The organism is Vibrio sp. V43_P6S15P86, assembly GCF_009904725.1.
GTDB classification, from domain to species: Bacteria; Pseudomonadota; Gammaproteobacteria; order Enterobacterales; family Vibrionaceae; genus Vibrio; species Vibrio diabolicus.
Genome location: NZ_WXWT01000001.1, coordinates 1 through 17,096, shown reverse-complemented (window position 1 = coordinate 17,096; position 17,096 = coordinate 1). Strand labels below are relative to the sequence as shown.

Annotated in this window: 16 protein-coding genes; 9 read left to right on the top strand and 7 right to left on the bottom strand. The window is 45.8% G+C overall.

Annotation, left to right across the window (positions count from 1 at the left end; genetic code table 11):
- Positions 1-120, bottom strand: a 120-nt coding sequence (rpsT, locus tag CAG69_RS00080; RefSeq protein WP_161442083.1) for a 30S ribosomal protein S20, incomplete at its 3' end; no start/stop codon positions are given.
- A 305-nt stretch (positions 121-425) separates the two neighbouring features.
- Here rpsT and murJ point away from each other — a divergent pair.
- The 6 genes from murJ (at position 426) to ispH (ending at position 8,046) form a co-directional block, all read left to right on the top strand.
- Positions 426-1,988, top strand: coding sequence for a murein biosynthesis integral membrane protein MurJ (murJ, locus tag CAG69_RS00075; RefSeq protein WP_161442081.1), 1,563 nt, complete (start codon positions 426-428; stop codon positions 1,986-1,988).
- A 69-nt stretch (positions 1,989-2,057) separates the two neighbouring features.
- Positions 2,058-2,993, top strand: a complete 936-nt coding sequence (gene ribF, locus CAG69_RS00070; RefSeq protein ID WP_005381933.1) for a bifunctional riboflavin kinase/FAD synthetase — start codon at positions 2,058-2,060, stop codon at positions 2,991-2,993.
- A gap of 64 nt (positions 2,994-3,057) precedes the next feature.
- The gene (gene ileS / locus CAG69_RS00065; RefSeq protein WP_161442079.1) at positions 3,058-5,886 is read left to right on the top strand and encodes an isoleucine--tRNA ligase; all 2,829 of its coding nucleotides are present in this window, start codon (positions 3,058-3,060) and stop codon (positions 5,884-5,886) included.
- 73 nt (positions 5,887-5,959) lie between these two features.
- Positions 5,960-6,469 carry a signal peptidase II gene (gene lspA / locus CAG69_RS00060; RefSeq protein WP_005397302.1) on the top strand — a complete coding sequence of 170 codons (510 nt, stop codon included), beginning with the start codon at positions 5,960-5,962 and terminating at the stop codon, positions 6,467-6,469.
- A gap of 156 nt (positions 6,470-6,625) precedes the next feature.
- The gene (gene fkpB, locus CAG69_RS00055) at positions 6,626-7,057 is read left to right on the top strand and encodes an FKBP-type peptidyl-prolyl cis-trans isomerase (protein WP_161442077.1); all 432 of its coding nucleotides are present in this window, start codon (positions 6,626-6,628) and stop codon (positions 7,055-7,057) included.
- 23 nt (positions 7,058-7,080) lie between these two features.
- The gene (ispH, locus tag CAG69_RS00050; protein WP_047009110.1) at positions 7,081-8,046 is read left to right on the top strand and encodes a 4-hydroxy-3-methylbut-2-enyl diphosphate reductase; all 966 of its coding nucleotides are present in this window, start codon (positions 7,081-7,083) and stop codon (positions 8,044-8,046) included.
- A gap of 46 nt (positions 8,047-8,092) precedes the next feature.
- Here ispH and CAG69_RS00045 read toward each other — a convergent pair whose 3' ends face one another.
- The 4 genes from CAG69_RS00045 to CAG69_RS00030 form a co-directional block, all read right to left on the bottom strand.
- The gene (locus CAG69_RS00045; RefSeq protein WP_161442074.1) at positions 8,093-8,566 is read right to left on the bottom strand and encodes an arsenate-mycothiol transferase ArsC; all 474 of its coding nucleotides are present in this window, start codon (positions 8,564-8,566) and stop codon (positions 8,093-8,095) included.
- Positions 8,567-8,637: 71 nt separating this feature from the next.
- Positions 8,638-9,366: a two-component system response regulator BtsR gene (gene btsR / locus CAG69_RS00040; RefSeq protein ID WP_006743107.1), complete on the bottom strand. Its 729-nt coding sequence runs from the start codon at positions 9,364-9,366 to the stop codon at positions 8,638-8,640.
- Positions 9,367-9,397: 31 nt separating this feature from the next.
- Complete coding sequence (locus CAG69_RS00035) at positions 9,398-11,068, bottom strand: sensor histidine kinase (RefSeq protein WP_161442072.1); 1,671 nt, start codon at positions 11,066-11,068, stop codon at positions 9,398-9,400.
- Between the two features lie 193 nt (positions 11,069-11,261).
- On the bottom strand, positions 11,262-12,746 hold the full coding sequence (locus tag CAG69_RS00030; RefSeq protein WP_005381914.1) for a carbon starvation CstA family protein: 1,485 nt from the start codon (positions 12,744-12,746) through the stop codon (positions 11,262-11,264).
- A gap of 280 nt (positions 12,747-13,026) precedes the next feature.
- On the opposite strand from CAG69_RS00030, the gene CAG69_RS00025 reads away from it, so the two are divergent.
- Together CAG69_RS00025 and CAG69_RS00020 are read left to right on the top strand one after the other, a co-directional pair.
- Positions 13,027-13,368, top strand: coding sequence for a DUF2799 domain-containing protein (locus tag CAG69_RS00025; protein ID WP_161442070.1), 342 nt, complete (start codon positions 13,027-13,029; stop codon positions 13,366-13,368).
- A 110-nt stretch (positions 13,369-13,478) separates the two neighbouring features.
- Positions 13,479-13,808 carry a hypothetical protein gene (locus CAG69_RS00020; RefSeq protein ID WP_005440588.1) on the top strand — a complete coding sequence of 110 codons (330 nt, stop codon included), beginning with the start codon at positions 13,479-13,481 and terminating at the stop codon, positions 13,806-13,808.
- A gap of 88 nt (positions 13,809-13,896) precedes the next feature.
- Here the strand turns inward: CAG69_RS00020 and murQ are convergent, their stop codons facing one another.
- Together murQ and CAG69_RS00010 are read right to left on the bottom strand one after the other, a co-directional pair.
- Complete coding sequence (murQ, locus tag CAG69_RS00015; protein ID WP_161442068.1) at positions 13,897-14,823, bottom strand: N-acetylmuramic acid 6-phosphate etherase; 927 nt, start codon at positions 14,821-14,823, stop codon at positions 13,897-13,899.
- A 20-nt stretch (positions 14,824-14,843) separates the two neighbouring features.
- Complete coding sequence (locus CAG69_RS00010; RefSeq protein ID WP_161442066.1) at positions 14,844-15,956, bottom strand: anhydro-N-acetylmuramic acid kinase; 1,113 nt, start codon at positions 15,954-15,956, stop codon at positions 14,844-14,846.
- 99 nt (positions 15,957-16,055) lie between these two features.
- Between CAG69_RS00010 and nagZ the strand changes: the two genes are divergently transcribed.
- The gene (gene nagZ, locus CAG69_RS00005) at positions 16,056-17,039 is read left to right on the top strand and encodes a beta-N-acetylhexosaminidase (RefSeq protein WP_046873941.1); all 984 of its coding nucleotides are present in this window, start codon (positions 16,056-16,058) and stop codon (positions 17,037-17,039) included.
- The last annotated feature ends 57 nt before the right edge of the window (positions 17,040-17,096 follow it).

Here is a 17,096-nt window from a genome sequence, read left to right as displayed (position 1 = left end):
TTCGATAGCAGCAACAGTTTTCTTCATGTAAGTACGCATCATTGAGCGACGGCTAGCATTGTGCTGACGACGTTTCTCAGCTTGGATAGCGCGCTTCTTAGCAGATTTACTATTTGCCAAGGGTCTAACTCCCAAAAACTTAGTTCTGTGACAATTTAAGGGCGAGGAATATCCCTCATTTGCGCTTAAATGTCAAATGATTTGTGCAAAAACCGATCTAAGCCAAAACAAATTTTGGTAAGAGAGGTTATCGCGGTTAAGATGGCGGGGATTCTAACAGCATTTTTATACCAATGCTAATAATTATCCGCGAAAGGCACACTTATTCCTTACAACCCGCGGATAGATTTTTGACGTCTATTTGCAGCACCTGTCAGAGAAACAGTATAGGGTTAGCTGTCTTATGGTGATATTCCGAGGTTACAGTGAGTAAACGACTACTCAAGTCTGGCATGATCGTCAGTGCTATGACATTTATTTCCCGCGTTCTTGGCCTAGTTCGTGATGTTGTAGTGGCAAATTTAATGGGGGCAGGAGCAAGCGCAGACGTCTTTTTCTTCGCCAATAAAATTCCTAATTTTTTACGACGTTTGTTTGCTGAAGGTGCTTTTTCCCAAGCGTTTGTACCTGTTTTAACGGAAAGCCATGCTCAAGGCGACATGGATAAAACTCGGGAGCTCATTGCTCGTGCAGCGGGCACGTTGGGGGTGATAGTCTCAATTGTTACCATCTTAGGTGTTCTAGGTTCCGGTGTGGTGACTGCACTGTTTGGTTTTGGTTGGTTCCTAGACTGGATGCATGGTGGTCCCGCGGCTGAGAAGTTCGAACTTGCTAGCGTGATGCTCAAGATTACCTTTCCTTATTTATGGTTCATCACTTTTGTTGCCCTATCGGGAGCCATTCTTAATACACTAGGTAAGTTTGCGGTTTCTTCGTTTACTCCCGTCTTCCTCAACGTAATGATCATTTTGGCAGCATGGTTTATCTCGCCGCAGATGTCACAGCCAGAGATTGGTCTTGCCATCGGTGTTTTCCTTGGTGGTTTGGTTCAGTTCTTATTTCAAATCCCTTTCCTTATTAAAGCGGGGGTTATGGTTAAGCCAAAATGGGGCTGGCGCGATCCGGGCGTGGTGAAGATCCGAACCTTAATGATTCCTGCTTTGTTCGGTGTGTCGGTAAGCCAAATCAACTTGTTGTTTGATACTTTTATTGCCAGCTTTCTGCAAACCGGTTCGATCAGTTGGTTGTACTATTCAGATCGCTTGTTGGAATTCCCGTTAGGTCTGTTTGGTATTGCTATTGCAACGGTGATTTTACCAGCATTATCACGCAAACATGTTGACGCACAAAATGAAGGATTCGCACAAACCATGGACTGGGGGGTGCGCATGGTGATCTTACTTGGCCTTCCTGCAATGCTTGGTTTGATGGTACTGGCAAAACCTATGTTGATGGTGTTATTCATGCGAGGTGAGTTTTCGCCACAAGACGTACATCAAGCATCATTGTCACTCTTTGCTTACGCTTCAGGCTTGTTGAACTTTATGCTGATTAAAGTGCTTGCTCCGGGTTATTACTCGCGTCAAGATACTAAAACGCCAGTAAAGTACGGCATCATTGCGATGGTGACCAACATGGTATTTAACGCAATTTTTGCGTACTTTTATGGTTACGTTGGTTTGGCTATCGCGACGGCACTTTCGGCGTTTGTGAATATGGCATTGCTGTATCGTGGTCTACATATCGCAGGGGTATACCAAATCACCAAACGAACCGTCTTCTTTATTATACGTTTGGTTATTGCAAGTGCGGCGATGGTGGCTGCGATCTTATGGCAATTGGAAGACATGTCAGTGTGGCTCGATTGGAGCTTTGCTCACCGCAGCGGTGTACTAGGAATGTTGATCGCTCTAGGAGCCGTGGTTTACCTAGTGGTTCTATTTTTAACTGGTGCACGCTTAAAAGACCTAAAAGCTGGGACAGACTAAGGGTGATTAGTATATAATCCGTCAGTTTCACACAGTGTAAAGTAAAACAGAGGCAGAAAGCAGTATCCAATGGAACTGATTAGAGGCATTCACAATATCAACCCGCGACATCATGGTTGTGTGCTGACTATTGGCAATTTCGATGGTGTCCATAAAGGCCATCAACAAGTATTGCAGCAAGTGTCTGAGCAAGCGGACAGGCTATCCTTGCCTTCTGTTGTGATGACCTTTGAACCTCAGCCGATGGAGCTGTTTGCCAAAGATAAGGCACCTGCACGGTTGACGCGGTTACGCGATAAGTTCGTGCAATTGAGTAAGCTCGATATTGATCGCTTGCTCTGCGTCAATTTCAATCGTCATTTTGCAAGTTTAACCGCGGAAGAGTTTATCCGTGACTTGTTGGTCGAGCGTTTGGGTGTTAAGTTTCTTGTCGTTGGTGATGATTTCTGTTTTGGCAAAGGCCGAACTGGCAACTTTGCAATGCTGCAGGAAGCAGGGGAAAAGTACGGTTTTGATGTCGTGAGTACCCAGAGCTTTTGTTTACAACAATTACGTGTCAGCAGTACGGCTATCCGTCAAGCGCTGGCGCGTGACGATTTGCATTCCGCGCAACAGATGCTGGGAAGAAACTACAGCATCAGCGGTCGTGTTTCTCACGGAAGAAAGCTGGGAAGAACGATAGGTTTTCCTACTGCGAATATTCCTTTGAAACGCTGTGTTTCTCCGGTCTCCGGAGTCTATGTTGTTCAAGCGCTTGGCTTAGGAAATAAGCCAGTTGGTGGTGTTGCTAATATTGGTCAAAGACCGACTGTTAATGGCGTTCGCCAGCAGTTAGAAGTACACTTATTCGACTTTCATGCCAATTTATATGGCAAGCAACTAGAAGTGGAACTTTTGCATAAACTTCGAGATGAGCAAAAGTTTGAGTCGTTTGAAGCACTTAAACAACAAATCGAATTGGATGCTGAAGCAGCAAGGGTGTGGCTGCGTCAGCTTAAGCGTTGAGCGGTTTATTCCACCGTTCAACATAATGTCTAATTTTCGCCCAATATAACGGAATTAAGAATCGATGAGTGAGTATAAAGATACCCTGAACTTACCTGAAACAGGGTTTCCAATGCGCGGCAACCTGGCCAATCGTGAGCCAGAAATGCTTAAGCGTTGGTACAAAGAAGATCTTTACGGTGAAATCCGTAAAGCTAAGAAAGGCAAAAAGTCATTCGTATTGCACGATGGCCCTCCTTACGCAAATGGTGACATTCATATTGGTCACGCACTAAACAAGATTCTTAAAGACATTATTATTAAATCCAAAACACTTTCAGGTTTTGACGCACCTTACATTCCTGGCTGGGACTGCCACGGTCTACCTATTGAATTAATGGTAGAGAAAAAAGTAGGCAAGCCAGGCCAAAAAGTGACGGCAGCAGAATTCCGCGAGAAATGTCGCGAATACGCAGCAGGTCAGGTTGAAGGTCAGAAAGAGAGCTTCAAACGCCTTGGTATCATGGGTGAGTGGGACAAGCCATACCGCACTATGGATTTCGTAACTGAAGCGAACATTATTCGTGCTCTTGGTAAGATCGCAAGTAATGGTCACCTGCTAAAAGGTTTCAAACCTGTTCACTGGTGTACAGACTGTGGTTCTGCTCTTGCTGAAGCGGAAGTAGAATACAAAGATAAAGTATCGCCATCTATCGACGTTCGTTTTAAAGCGGCTGACGAAGCGGCACTGTTGTCTAAGTTTGAGCTGACTGAAGGTCATGAAGGTAAAGGCGATATCTCTATTGTCATCTGGACGACAACTCCTTGGACGCTTCCTGCGAACCGTGCTGTGTGTCTACGTGATGACCTTGAGTATGTACTTATCCAAGTTGAAGGCGAGCAACCTGAACGTATCATCGTTGCAGCTGAACTAGCGAAAGACGTTATGGACCGTGCTGGTATCGAGCACTTCCACAACCTTGGCTTTGCTAAAGGTGCGGAGCTTGAGCTTTCTCAATTCCAACACCCATTCTACGATTTCACTGTACCGGCGATCCTTGGTGATCACGTTACGACTGATTCAGGTACTGGTGTTGTTCACACTGCACCTGGTCACGGTCAAGAAGACTTTGCGGTTGGTAACAAGTACAACCTAGAAGTAGCGAACCCAGTTGGCTCAAACGGTGTTTACCTTCCAGACACTGAGCTATTCGCTGGTCAGCACGTATTTAAAGCGAACGATGCAGTAGTAGAAGTACTGAAAGAAAAAGGTGCTCTGCTACATCACCACGCTTACGAGCACAGTTACCCACATTGTTGGCGTCATAAGACTCCAATCATCTTCCGCGCAACGCCTCAGTGGTTTGTATCAATGGACCAAGCGGGTTTACGTACAAAAGCACTAGAAGCCATCAAAGGTGTTCAGTGGATGCCTGAGTGGGGTCAAAGCCGTATCGAAGGTATGATCGAAGGTCGCCCTGAGTGGTGTATCTCTCGTCAGCGTACTTGGGGTGTGCCAATCGCTCTGTTTGTTCATAAAGAAACATCAGAACTTCATCCAAACACACTAGAGCTGATTGAAAAAGTCGCGAAGTTGGTTGAAGAGAAAGGTATCCAAGCATGGTGGGATGTCGATGCAGCTGAACTACTAGGTGCTGACGCTGACCAATACGAAAAAGTACTCGATACGCTAGACGTGTGGTTCGATTCAGGTGTGACTCACTTCTCTGTTGTTGATGCTCGTGAAGAGTACAACGGCAACAGTGCAGACCTATACCTAGAAGGTTCTGACCAACACCGAGGTTGGTTCCAGTCTTCTCTAATTTCATCTATTGCGATGAAAGACGAAGCGCCTTACAAACAAGTACTGACACACGGTTTCGTGGTTGATGGTCAGGGTCGTAAGATGTCTAAATCTATCGGTAACGTGGTTGCGCCAAAAGACGTAACCAACAAGCTAGGTGCTGACATTCTTCGTCTATGGGTTGCTTCTACAGACTACACTGGTGAAGTTGCGGTTTCTGATGAAATCCTAAAACGCAGCGCAGATGCGTACCGTCGTATCCGGAACACAGCGCGTTTCTTCCTTGCTAACCTAAGCGGCTTCAACCCTGAAACAGACATCGTTCCTGTTGAAGAGATGGTTGCGCTAGATCGCTGGGCAGTTGGTCGTGCGCTAGCAGCACAAGAAGAGATTGTTAAAGCATACGAAGAGTACAACACACACGGTGTGACTCAGCGTCTAATGCAATTCTGTTCGATCGAAATGGGCTCTTTCTACCTAGACGTAATTAAAGACCGTCAGTACACGGCAAAACGTGGCGGCAACGCTCAACGTAGCTGTCAGACTGCACTTTACTACATCGTAGAAGCGCTAGTTCGTTGGATGGCTCCTATCATGTCGTTCACTGCAGATGAAATCTGGAACGAAATGCCAGGCGAGCGCGACAAGTTCGTATTCACTGGTGAGTGGTTCGACGGTCTATTCGGCCTTGCTGAAGGTGAAGAGCTGAACAATGAATTCTGGGCTGAGATCCAAGCGGTTCGTGGTGCAGTAAACAAGCTTCTAGAAGATGCGCGTAAAGAGAAAACCATTGGTGGTGCACTACAAGCTGAAGTGACTCTATTTGCTGATGACGCACTAGCGGCGAAGATCAACAAGCTTGAAGATGAACTGCGCTTTGTTCTACTAACATCTGCTGCGAAAGTTAAGCCTCTAGGTGAGAAGACGGATGCAGCACAAGCGACAGATATCGAAGGCTTGTTTGTTGAAGTAGCAGCAGCTGAAGGCGAGAAGTGTGACCGTTGTTGGCACCACACGCCAGACGTAGGCACAATCGAAGGTCACGAGAAGATCTGTGGTCGTTGTGTGTCTAACGTAGAAGGCGAAGGTGAAGTACGTAAATTCGCGTAATTGCCTAGAACGACTGAACTTTTTTTAAAATTAACAGCCCCAGTATTTACTGGGGCTGTTTGTAGGTAAAGTAATGAGTGAAAAAGCACTGTCTTTAAAGCAATCTGGTATTCGCTGGTTATGGTTAGCGGTGGTTATCTTTTTAGCTGATATTGGCATTAAGTATGTTGTAATGAACAACATGGGATATGGCTGGGCAAACCGCATAGAAATTTTGCCATTCTTTAATCTTTTGTACGTGCATAACTATGGTGCTGCTTTTAGCTTTTTGAGTGATCAAGCGGGCTGGCAACGTTGGTTATTTACAGGTATTGCTTTTATCGTTACAGGTCTTTTGACTTACTGGATGAGCAAACTACCAGCGAAAGAGAAATGGAATAATATTGCTTATGCCATGATTATTGGTGGCGCAGTAGGCAACGTATTCGACCGAGTAATACATGGGTTTGTCGTGGATTATTTGGACTTTTTCTGGGGTAATTATCACTGGCCAGCGTTCAACCTTGCAGACATGGCGATCTGTATTGGTGCCGCGATGATTATTCTTGACGGCTTTCGAAAGAAAGACGAGGCGAAAGCCTAAGTAGTGGCAGTGTATATTGTGAAAAGTTGAATAACCCTAAGCGTCGCCCGTTGATTCGAGCGACGCTTTTTATTATGTTGGAGCGCCAATCAGCATATCAATGTATAAAAAGACCAAGCTGACAGCGTAATAACCCAAGAACAAGGAAGCAGTATCGTGACAACAATAACCAATGCATCTGTAGTAACCCTTCACTTTACGATTAAAATGAAAGACGGATCGGTTGCGGATAGTACTCATAACATGGGTAAACCAGCGAAATTTGTTATGGGTGATGGCAGCTTGAGTGAAAATTTTGAGCAGTGCTTGATAGGCCTCGAAACAGGCGCACAAAAAGCGATTGAGCTAAAAGCAGAAGACGCGTTTGGCATGCCAAACCCAGACCATGTACACCATATGGATCGCACTAAATTTGTAGGTGATGCAGAAGTGGAAGTTGGTACAATCATGGCCTTCAGTGGCCCTGATGGCATGGAAATCCCGGGCATTATTACAGAGATTGCAGGCGATTCAGTCACTGTGGACTTCAACCATCCTCTAGCGGGACAAGACGTGACTTTCGAAGTTGAAATTTTGTCAGTAGAATAGCGAACCCAATAAAGATAATTTCCATGAGCAATGAAATGAAAATCCTATTAGCTAACCCACGCGGCTTTTGTGCTGGTGTAGACCGTGCGATTAGCATCGTAGAGCGTGCGCTAGAGATGTATCAGCCACCGATTTATGTTCGTCATGAGGTGGTGCATAACCGTTTTGTGGTTGAAGGGCTAAAACAACGTGGCGCTGTCTTCGTTGAAGAGCTGCATGAAGTGCCAGACAACAACATTGTGATTTTTTCTGCTCATGGTGTATCGCAGGCGGTTCGTCAGGAAGCCAAGCAGCGAGATTTGACGGTATTTGACGCGACGTGCCCGTTGGTAACCAAAGTGCATATGGAAGTAGCGCGAGCAAGCCGCCGCAATATGGAAGTGGTTCTGATTGGTCACGCAGGTCACCCTGAAGTGGAAGGCACAATGGGGCAGTACGCGAGTGAAACCGGTGGTATGTACTTGGTTGAAACCCCGGCCGATGTTGAGAAACTGAAGTCGATTGTGAAAGATCCATCTGATCTTCATTACGTAAGCCAAACGACACTTTCTGTAGATGAAACTGCCGATGTTATCGAAGAGCTACGCCGCGTCTTCCCAGATATCCAAGGACCACGTAAAGACGATATCTGTTACGCGACACAAAACCGCCAAGATGCCGTACGTGAATTAGCGGGTGACGTAGATGTGATGGTTGTGGTGGGTTCGAAAAACTCATCAAACTCTACACGTCTTAAAGAGCTAGCTGAAAAGCTAGGGACACCTGGCTACTTAACCGACTGTCCGGAAGATATCAAACCTGAGTGGTTCGAAGGCAAAACAAAGGTCGGCGTGACTGCGGGAGCATCTGCGCCGGAAGAGCTCGTTAATCAGATTCTAGAGCGAATCAAAGAACTCGTTGGTGCCGAAGCGGTTGATGAAGTACTTGGCCGTGAAGAGAATATGTTCTTTGAAGTACCTAAAGAACTGCAAATCAAGCAAGTGGATTAGTCTCCATTTATCGAATATTCAAAAGGCGACCTGTGGGTCGCCTTTTTTACATCTCTCTTAACTCATTTAGGTAATCACGAATTTGGTCTTTTCCTAAACCATCGATAATCATATCAGACATCTTCGTGATTCTTCGCTCAAGCGATTGAGCAACCTTTTCGCAATGTGAGTACATGTCTTCATCAGAACCATCGGTCGGAAAAGCATCAACTTGCCAGTTTACTCGAACACCCCCCGCAAGCCATTGAGGAGCTGCCTCTTGATGTAAAGAGTCACAGAGAATAATCACGATGTCAGGAAGAAACTGAGTTCGCTCTTCCCATGAATGGGTGTGGATATGTGGAATGGGAAGTTGGTGGTCATCTAAATATTTTTGCACCACCGGGTGAACTGTGCCTGTGGGATGAGAGCCGCCGCTGGCGACACTAAACTCTGCTGGCAGGATATGGGTTGCGATCGACTCATCGAGCACACTTCGTCCAGCATTGTGCTTACATATGAACAAAACTTTATACATCATCGCCTCGTCTTTTCGGAGCGTCTTATTTATACGCTAGCGGAAACTCAGCGGTGATGTGTGAACTTTTTGTGTTAGTGGCTAATGCCCAGCATCTCTTTGAGCACTTTAAGGTAGCGGCGGCTTACTGGTATCTCAAAGCCAGTTTTGGTGATGATTTCTGCTAATCCGTTTTCGAGTAATTTGATTTCGCTGATGGCCTTAATACTGACTAAGTATTGGCGATGACAGCGTACCAGTGGGGTTTTCTCTTCTAGCGTTTTTAATGTTAGTTGAGTGCTCGCGGCTTGGCTGGTGGAGCGTACATGCACGCCGCTGATGTCACTGTATGCACATTCTACCGTGTCGGTGGCCATGATAACGATACGGTTGTGCCCGATGCACGGAATCTGATCTAAAGTATCGGGCGTAATAGCAGACAGCTGTTGAGTTAGAGCGGATTGACTAATGACTTTATTTAGCCGTTTGACCGTTTTGGTTAAACGGCATGGGTCGACAGGTTTGAGCAAGTAATCAAAGGCGTTGTCTTCAAATGCTTGAATTGCATACTGGTCGTAAGCAGTGACAAAAACCACATAAGGCATGGTTTCTGGATCAAGCATTCCAAGTAGTTCAATCCCAGTGACTTGAGGCATTTGGATATCGAGAAACACCACATCAGGTTTGAGCTCATTGATTTTTTTTAGACCAAGGATCGCGTTTGAGGCATTGCCCACTACTTCAACTTGGCCTGTTTCATCCAATAACTCTGTCAGCTCTTCACGAGCAAACTGTTCATCATCAATGACGAGTGCGGTTAACATCCAACATTACCTTTATTGCTTCAGCGTGCTTTTATGATTTTGGGGGAATGATAAAGCTCATTTTAGTAAATTGATGTGGCTCGCACGTAATTTTTAGCGATGCATCACTCCCAAATTGATTAGTGAGACGTTTGTCGACAATTTCTAAACCTAGCCCGGAGTGGTTTTCTTTTGGCGGTTCAAAACTGCCTGCGTTGTCTTCGACGGTAATCAAGTGACCTTGTGGGTGTGCTTCGCTGTATATATGAACTTTACCACCTTCAAGCATGTTTGAAATGCCGTGCTTAATGGCATTCTCAACCAAAGGCTGGAGTGTAAAGCTTGGCAATTTGATGTCCAGCAATTCAGGCTGAATATCGATTTCAACCTCTAAGCGGTCCGTAAAGCGGGCTTTCTCGATGCTCAAGTAAGAGGTCACATGTGCTAGCTCTTCTTTTAGCGTCACGGTATTAATGTTTTGCTTTAAATTGCTACGGAAAAAGTGCGATAAATTTTGGATTAACTCACGTGCTTTATCAGGATCACGACGAGTAATCGCACTAATGGTATTGAGTGCATTAAACAAAAAATGTGGATTCACCTGAGCGTGAAGCAGTTTGATTTCTGCTTGAGCGAGTAAGGCTTGTTGTTGTTGGTAGTCGCCATACAAGATTTGGCTAGAGAGAAGCTGAGCTATCCCTTCCGCCATTGACATGTTGGCCGTAGAGAACAATTTACGCTTCGGTTCATACAGCTTTATGGTACCAATGACCTCTTTTCCCGCACGCAGTGGGATGATCAGCGCGGAGCCAAGTTTGCAGTCTTTTGCGATGGAACATTGGTATGGACGTTCTGCGCCATCAAGATAAATGATGTCGTTTTTCTCCATGGAGTCTAATGTGCTTTGCGATGAAATCGGCGTGTTCGGTTTATGGTGATCATCGCCAATGCCCACAAACGCTAAGATTTTTTCTTGGTCGGTAATCGCGACAGCGCCCACTTTTGTTTCTTCGTAAATAATACGTGCGATTTTCTCAGCGTTTTCGGTGTTGAAGCCGTTGCTTAGAATTCCCACTGAGCGATCAGCAATGGTGAGTGCTCGACGCGAAAACGTCGCAGAAAACTTTTCAAAGATCGCTTTTCTGTCTTGCAGGATACTCATGAACAACGCCGCACCAAATGAGTTCGCGATGATCATCGGTGCTGCAATGGCAGACACCAGCTCATAGGCTTGATCAAAGGGTTTAGCGACGGCGAGCAGCAAAATCATTTGCACCACTTCTGCAACAAACGTGACGCTGAATACGACGCTTGGATTAAACAGCAATGCGCCTTTATTTCGCTTGATAAGGTAAACGTGGAGCAAGCCACCAATTACACCCTCGGCAGTGGTTGAAATTGCACAGGCGAGGTCAGTAAAGCCACCAAGAGAGTATCGATGGATGCCACCAGTAAATCCGACGGCGAAACCCACCACTGGGCCACCAAACAGCCCGCCCATGACCGCGCCGATCGCACGAGTATTGGCAATAGCGTCGTTGATATGCAGACCGAAATAGGTGCCGAGAATACAAAAGCCAGAGAAAAGTACGTAACAAATTAGGCGGTGGCTTAAGCGCGAAGAAATACTCAGCAAAGGTAAGATGATTGGCGTTTTACTTAGCATGTAAGCCAAAACTAAGTAAACACACATCTGTTGTAAAAGGGAAATGACCAGTTCCATAGTGAACCTAACCTAGAATCAATGTTGTTATTGTATACCTAAGTCACCTCAAGATACTTGGCTCAGATAAATAAAGACACCTAAATACATGGCGCTGTGCTCCGAGTTATGAATCTTAAAGTGACTTGGGTATAAAACAAAAAGAGCCTGCAATTGGCAGGCTCTTATCTTAGTCACTCGGATGCGACGAGTATTACGCTGTTTCTGATACGGCTTGTGGTTTCTCTTCGTCAGCCAGTTCAGTTTCACCTTTACCCTTAGAGGTTTTGATAACGTAACCAGTCACTGCTAGGGCAAACACAATACCGACGATAGTTGATAGTTGCATTGGCAGGCCAAAACCTAGCGAGCTGTTGTTTAAGATGAACGTGACACATACCGTGGTCATGAAGATAGCAGGGATAGTGGTAATCCAGTGCAGCTTGTTGTGACGTAGTAGGTAAGCGGACGCAGTCCAAAGCATCATTACTGCTGTTGTTTGGTTAGCAAAACCGAAGTAGCGCCAGATAATGCCGAAGTCTACTTGAGTTAAGATACCGCCGATAACGAACAGTGGAAGTGCCATCAGTAGGCGGTTACGTAGCGTCTTTTGTTCCATGTTGAAGTATTCAGCAAGGATCAGACGGCTTGAACGGAATGCTGTATCGCCAGACGTAATTGGTAGGATAACCACACCTAGGAACGCAAGGATACCACCGAACACACCAAGCAGACCAAATGATGCGCTGTATACCACGTTACCAGGGCCACCGTTTTTCACAGCTTCTGATAGTGCGTCTAGAGAGCCGAAGAAAGACAGAGCGATAGCACACCAGATTAGCGCGATAACACCTTCACCAATCATTGCTCCGTAGAAGACGAAACGACCATTTTTCTCGTTTTCCATACAACGCGCCATCAGTGGAGACTGAGTCGCGTGGAAGCCAGAGATCGCGCCACATGCGATAGTGATGAACAGTGCTGGCCATAGTGGCATATCATTTGGGTTAAGGTTCGAGAACATGTCTGAAACTTGGAAGTCACCCATTACTGTGTGTTCGCTAGAAAACGCAACGGCTGTCATTAGACCAACAGACATAAAGATAAGTAGAGCGCCAAACAGTGGGTAGAAGCGGCCGATGATTTTATCGACAGGAACAATCGTCGCAATGATGTAGTAAGCGAAGATAGCGATAACCATTGTAGTCATGCTTACGCTCAAGCTTGTTTGATCATTGATGAGGTTAGTAATCATGCCTGCAGGAGCAGAAACGAACACTACGCCAACAAGAAGCAGTAGGACAATGGCAAAAATATTCATAAAGTGTTTTGCGCCATTACCTAGGTAGCGACCCGTGATAGTAGGTACAGATGCGCCGCCGTTACGCACTGAAAGCATGCCAGAGAAGTAATCGTGTACTGCGCCAGCAAAAATACAACCGACAACAATCCAAAGCATTGCCGCTGGACCGTATAGTGCACCCATGATTGGGCCGAAAATTGGACCAACACCAGCGATGTTAAGTAGCTGAACTAGATAAACTTTCTTTGTTGACATTGGAACGAAGTCAACACCGTCCGATTTGGTGTGAGCAGGCGTTTGGCGTTTTTCATTGATGCCGAAAATCTTCTCGACGAAAGCGCCGTAGATGAAGTATCCGCCGATTAGGGCTGCGACACAGGTTAGAAACCACATCATAGCAATTGTCCTTGGTCTTAGTTGGGTAGGGTAATTTTTTAATCTCAGGATGCATGTTATGCGTCACTTGTGTTAAATGCATTCGGTTAGTAGATGAGTGGTCGAATAGAGCACTGAGTGGTCGATATGCTGCTTGAGCGGTTTTTAAAAATGGCGAAAGGTTGATGACAGTCTTGAGCGGCTGATTTGAGTCATCAGTGGTTAAATCTGCAAGCTCAGCGGCAAGCGCCAATAATTAGTGGTAAGCTTATTTTTGAAAACAATTACTTAAGGAAGAAGCATGAAAAAGGTAACGGTAGGTCTGGCACTGGCTTTACTTGCAGGATGCACAGCAACGACAGCAGATCTTGCCAAGTCAGGAGATTGGCATCAGATCGGATATCAAGATGGTGTAGCCGGACATACATCACGCACGATGAGCGAGCTGCGTGAGTTGGGTAGCGTTAAGCAAAGTGATTACGACCAAGGTTATTTAGAGGGGCTACGTGAATACTGCAACCCTGCTTTTGCGTATCAAATGGGGCTATCTGGTCAGTATTATGAAGGGGTTTGTGAAGGTACTGAGCAAGCGCAAAAATTCCGCATGGAATGGCAACGTGGTTGGAATGAATACAGCAACTAGATCTGTTTCATAATCAAGACTGTGGTTTTGCTTGTTGATCTTCTGACATTTGAATTTTATTGCTTTGCTGTACTTATGACTTGAGATTCAATCAGAAGTGAAATGAAAACATGAAGAAGTATTTTTTGGTCGCATTAGCATTGTTGCCCTTAACGGTCGGTGCGACCAACGTGTTGAAAGAGTCGATTAAGATGAAGCGTAAATACGATCACGATAAGCATCGTATTACCAATACCATCAACAATACCAAGCGTAATATTAAAGAAGTCACTGACGGTACTTATGTCGAGAACCAAGTGAAGCGAGAAGTAAACCAAACCACTCGCAAGTACACCAATAAAGTAGAGAACGTTAAGAACATAACGAATCCTGATCACATCAAACGTAAAGCAAATGACAAGCTTAACCAAGAGTTTGATGAATGGTTGTATGAAGACTAAATCTTGATATCTAAAACAAAAAAGGAGACCACGAGGTCTCCTTTGTGTTTGTCTTCTATCGATAGATTTGAGCTGGTGGACTCAAGATTTATTTCGGCTGGTGGTTTTCCACTGCTTTGCGTAAGAAGCCGTCTTGGTGGTGCAGGTGAGCACGAGCAGATTCAATATCAAGATCGGTCAGGATCATTAAGATCGCCAGCTTCACCTCATAATCCGTCTGCTTAAGTACTTCGGTTGCTTGTTCTTTGCTGCAATCGGTCGCTTGCATCACAATTCGTGCCGCGCGTGCAACGAGCTTGTTGTTGGTTGCTTTCACATCAACCATCAGGTTTTGGTAGCTCTTACCCAAACGGATCATGCTTGCGGTTGTTAGCATGTTTAGCACCAGTTTCTGCGCGGTACCTGATTTCAAACGTGTTGAGCCAGTCAATGCTTCAGGGCCTACAACAGGGCTAATCGCAATATCGGCAATATCGGCAATCGGAGAGTCAGGGTTACAAGATAGTGCTACAGTGGTGGCACCAAGTTCGTTCGCATACTCTAAGCCACCAATCACGTACGGTGTTCGTCCACTTGCCGCAATACCAACGACGACATCGCGTTGTGTTAGCGCATTCTCTTTAAGATCTTGCTCGCCTAGTGCAGGATCGTCCTCTGCCCCTTCTTTTGCACGGAACATTGCCTCTTTTCCACCCGCAATAATACCAACGACCATCTCAGGATCCGTGCCAAAAGTCGGCGGGCATTCTGAAGCGTCCAAAACGCCAAGTCGACCACTGGTACCTGCACCGATGTAAAACAACCGACCTCCGACCTTAAATGCTTCCGTGATCTTATCAACGGCTTGAGCGATCTCTGGTAGCACTTTCTCGACCGCAATTGGGACGAGTTTATCTTGTTGGTTTAAACGCTGCACAATATCGAATGAAGGAAGAAGATCGATATCCATTGTTTCAGGATTTCGACCTTCAGAGACGAGGTGAGAAAGAGCCGCAATAAGCGCGTCATTTGTCATAGTAATTTAAGCCTTCGTGATTAATTTTTTGAGTAGAGTACGCCAAGTGAAGCGAGACGACTTGCCCCTGTGACTTCCGGTAAATTGCTAGGGAGGCTATGAATATAGCGCTGTGCGAGCCAAGCAAATGCCATGGCTTCCATGTAGTCACCATCAACACCTTTTTCTGCCGTTGTCGCAACGTGCCATTGTGGCAATAACTTAGTCAATCGCTGCATTAAAAGTGGGTTTCTTGCTCCACCGCCACAGACCAATAGTTGAGGCGTGATGCCATGAGAAAACTTGTCGACTTCGTTGGCAATGGTAATCGCAGAATATTCGCAGAGTGTACGCTGTACGTCTTCGGTTGGTAAATTGTAATGAGCCAGTTGCTGATGCAGCCAGTCAATATTGAACAGTTCTCGCCCGGTACTTTTAGGTGCTGGCATGGCGAGGTAAGCTTCTTTAAGTAATTGAGTCAACAAAGTAGCGTTTACCGTTCCTTTCAGTGCAAATTGTGCATCTTTGTCGAAGCTTTGCCCAGTGTGCAGCGCACACCACGCGTCCATCAACATGTTGCCCGGACCAGTGTCATAGCCAATGACTGGTTGCTCGGGATGTAGTACAGAGATGTTGGCAATGCCACCGATGTTCAGCACGACGGTGGTGGAATCTTGCATGGCAAAGATACTTTTATGAAAAGCGGGAACCAGCGGTGCACCTTGACCACCTAGCGCCATATCTTTACGTCTAAAATCTGCAACCGTATCAATCCCTGTTTTCACTGCGATGATGTTGGCATCACCCAACTGAGTGGTAAAGGGTAACTCTCCAGTAGGTTGGTGGAATACCGTTTGACCGTGATTACCAATCGCACGAATTTGTTCCGCGACGTAGCCAGACTTCTTGAGCAGTTGTAAAACGGCGTCAGCGAAGAGGTGGCCAAGTTGGTGATCCAATTCACCTATGGCTTTTAAATTTGTGGCTTGACCGGTACAAACAGATAACAGCATTTCTTTCAGTGCTGTGGGCATTGGGTAATCGTCGTGCGCAACCAGACGAACGTGCTCATCACTTATTTCAACCAGAGCGGTATCAACGCCGTCCATACTCGTTCCAGACATCACACCAATGTACAGTTCGTTAAATTTCATAGCCGATCTCGTCAATTCTTCATTCACTTATTGTAAAGCAAATCTGAAGCGAATAACCTCATCGAATACGAGATATTTAGCCGATTTTGAGGAGAAAACATGGGACCGTTATGGGTTGACGTCGCGGGTTATGAACTGACCGCTGAAGACAAAGAAATTCTGGAACATCCTACGGTTGGTGGCTTAATTCTATTTGCTCGCAACTATCATGATAGTGAACAGCTTCAAGCACTTACTCAATCAATCCGCAAGGCAGCCAAGCGCCCGATTTTGATCGGTGTGGATCAAGAAGGGGGGCGAGTACAACGCTTCCGTGAAGGTTTCTCGTTGATCCCTGCAGCCGAAGAATACGCCAAACATCAAAATGGTGAAGAGTTAGCACGTATGGGTGGTTGGCTAATGGCAGCGGAGTTGATAGCACACGACATTGATTTAAGCTTTGCACCCGTGCTCGATAAAGGTCATCAATGTAAAGCGATCGGTAACCGAGCATTTGGCGAAGATGCCGATACCATTCTTCGATTTAGCACCGCTTACATGCAGGGTATGAAGAGCGTTGGAATGGCAACAACAGGCAAACACTTCCCGGGTCACGGTGGTGTGATTGCAGACTCACATCTAGAAACACCATACGACGAGCGCAGTGATATTTTTGAACAAGATATGGCGATCTTCAAAGCGCAAATTGATGCCGGTATTTTAGATGCCATGATGCCTGCTCACGTGATTTTTCCGAACTACGACTCTCAGCCAGCGAGTGGTTCAGAATACTGGTTGAAACAAGTTTTGCGACAGCAACTCGGTTTTAAAGGCTTGGTTTTCTCCGATGATCTGACGATGGAAGGCGCTGCAATCATGGGTAGTCCTGCCGAGCGTGGGGCTCAAGCCTTGAAAGCCGGTTGCGATATGCTATTGATGTGTAATAAGCGTGAAGCACACATTGAGGTGTTGGATAACTTGCCAGTATCAACAGTGCCACTGGCGGATGCGTTACTGAAAAAACAGTCGTTTTCTCTAAGCGATCTCAAGTTATCTCAAGAGTGGAAAGCGGCGAGTGAAGCGATGAAACGCTTGACCAGCTAAACCTCTTGTAAAAGATTCAAAACACCGATTAGAAGCCAAAGTTAATTATACTTTGGC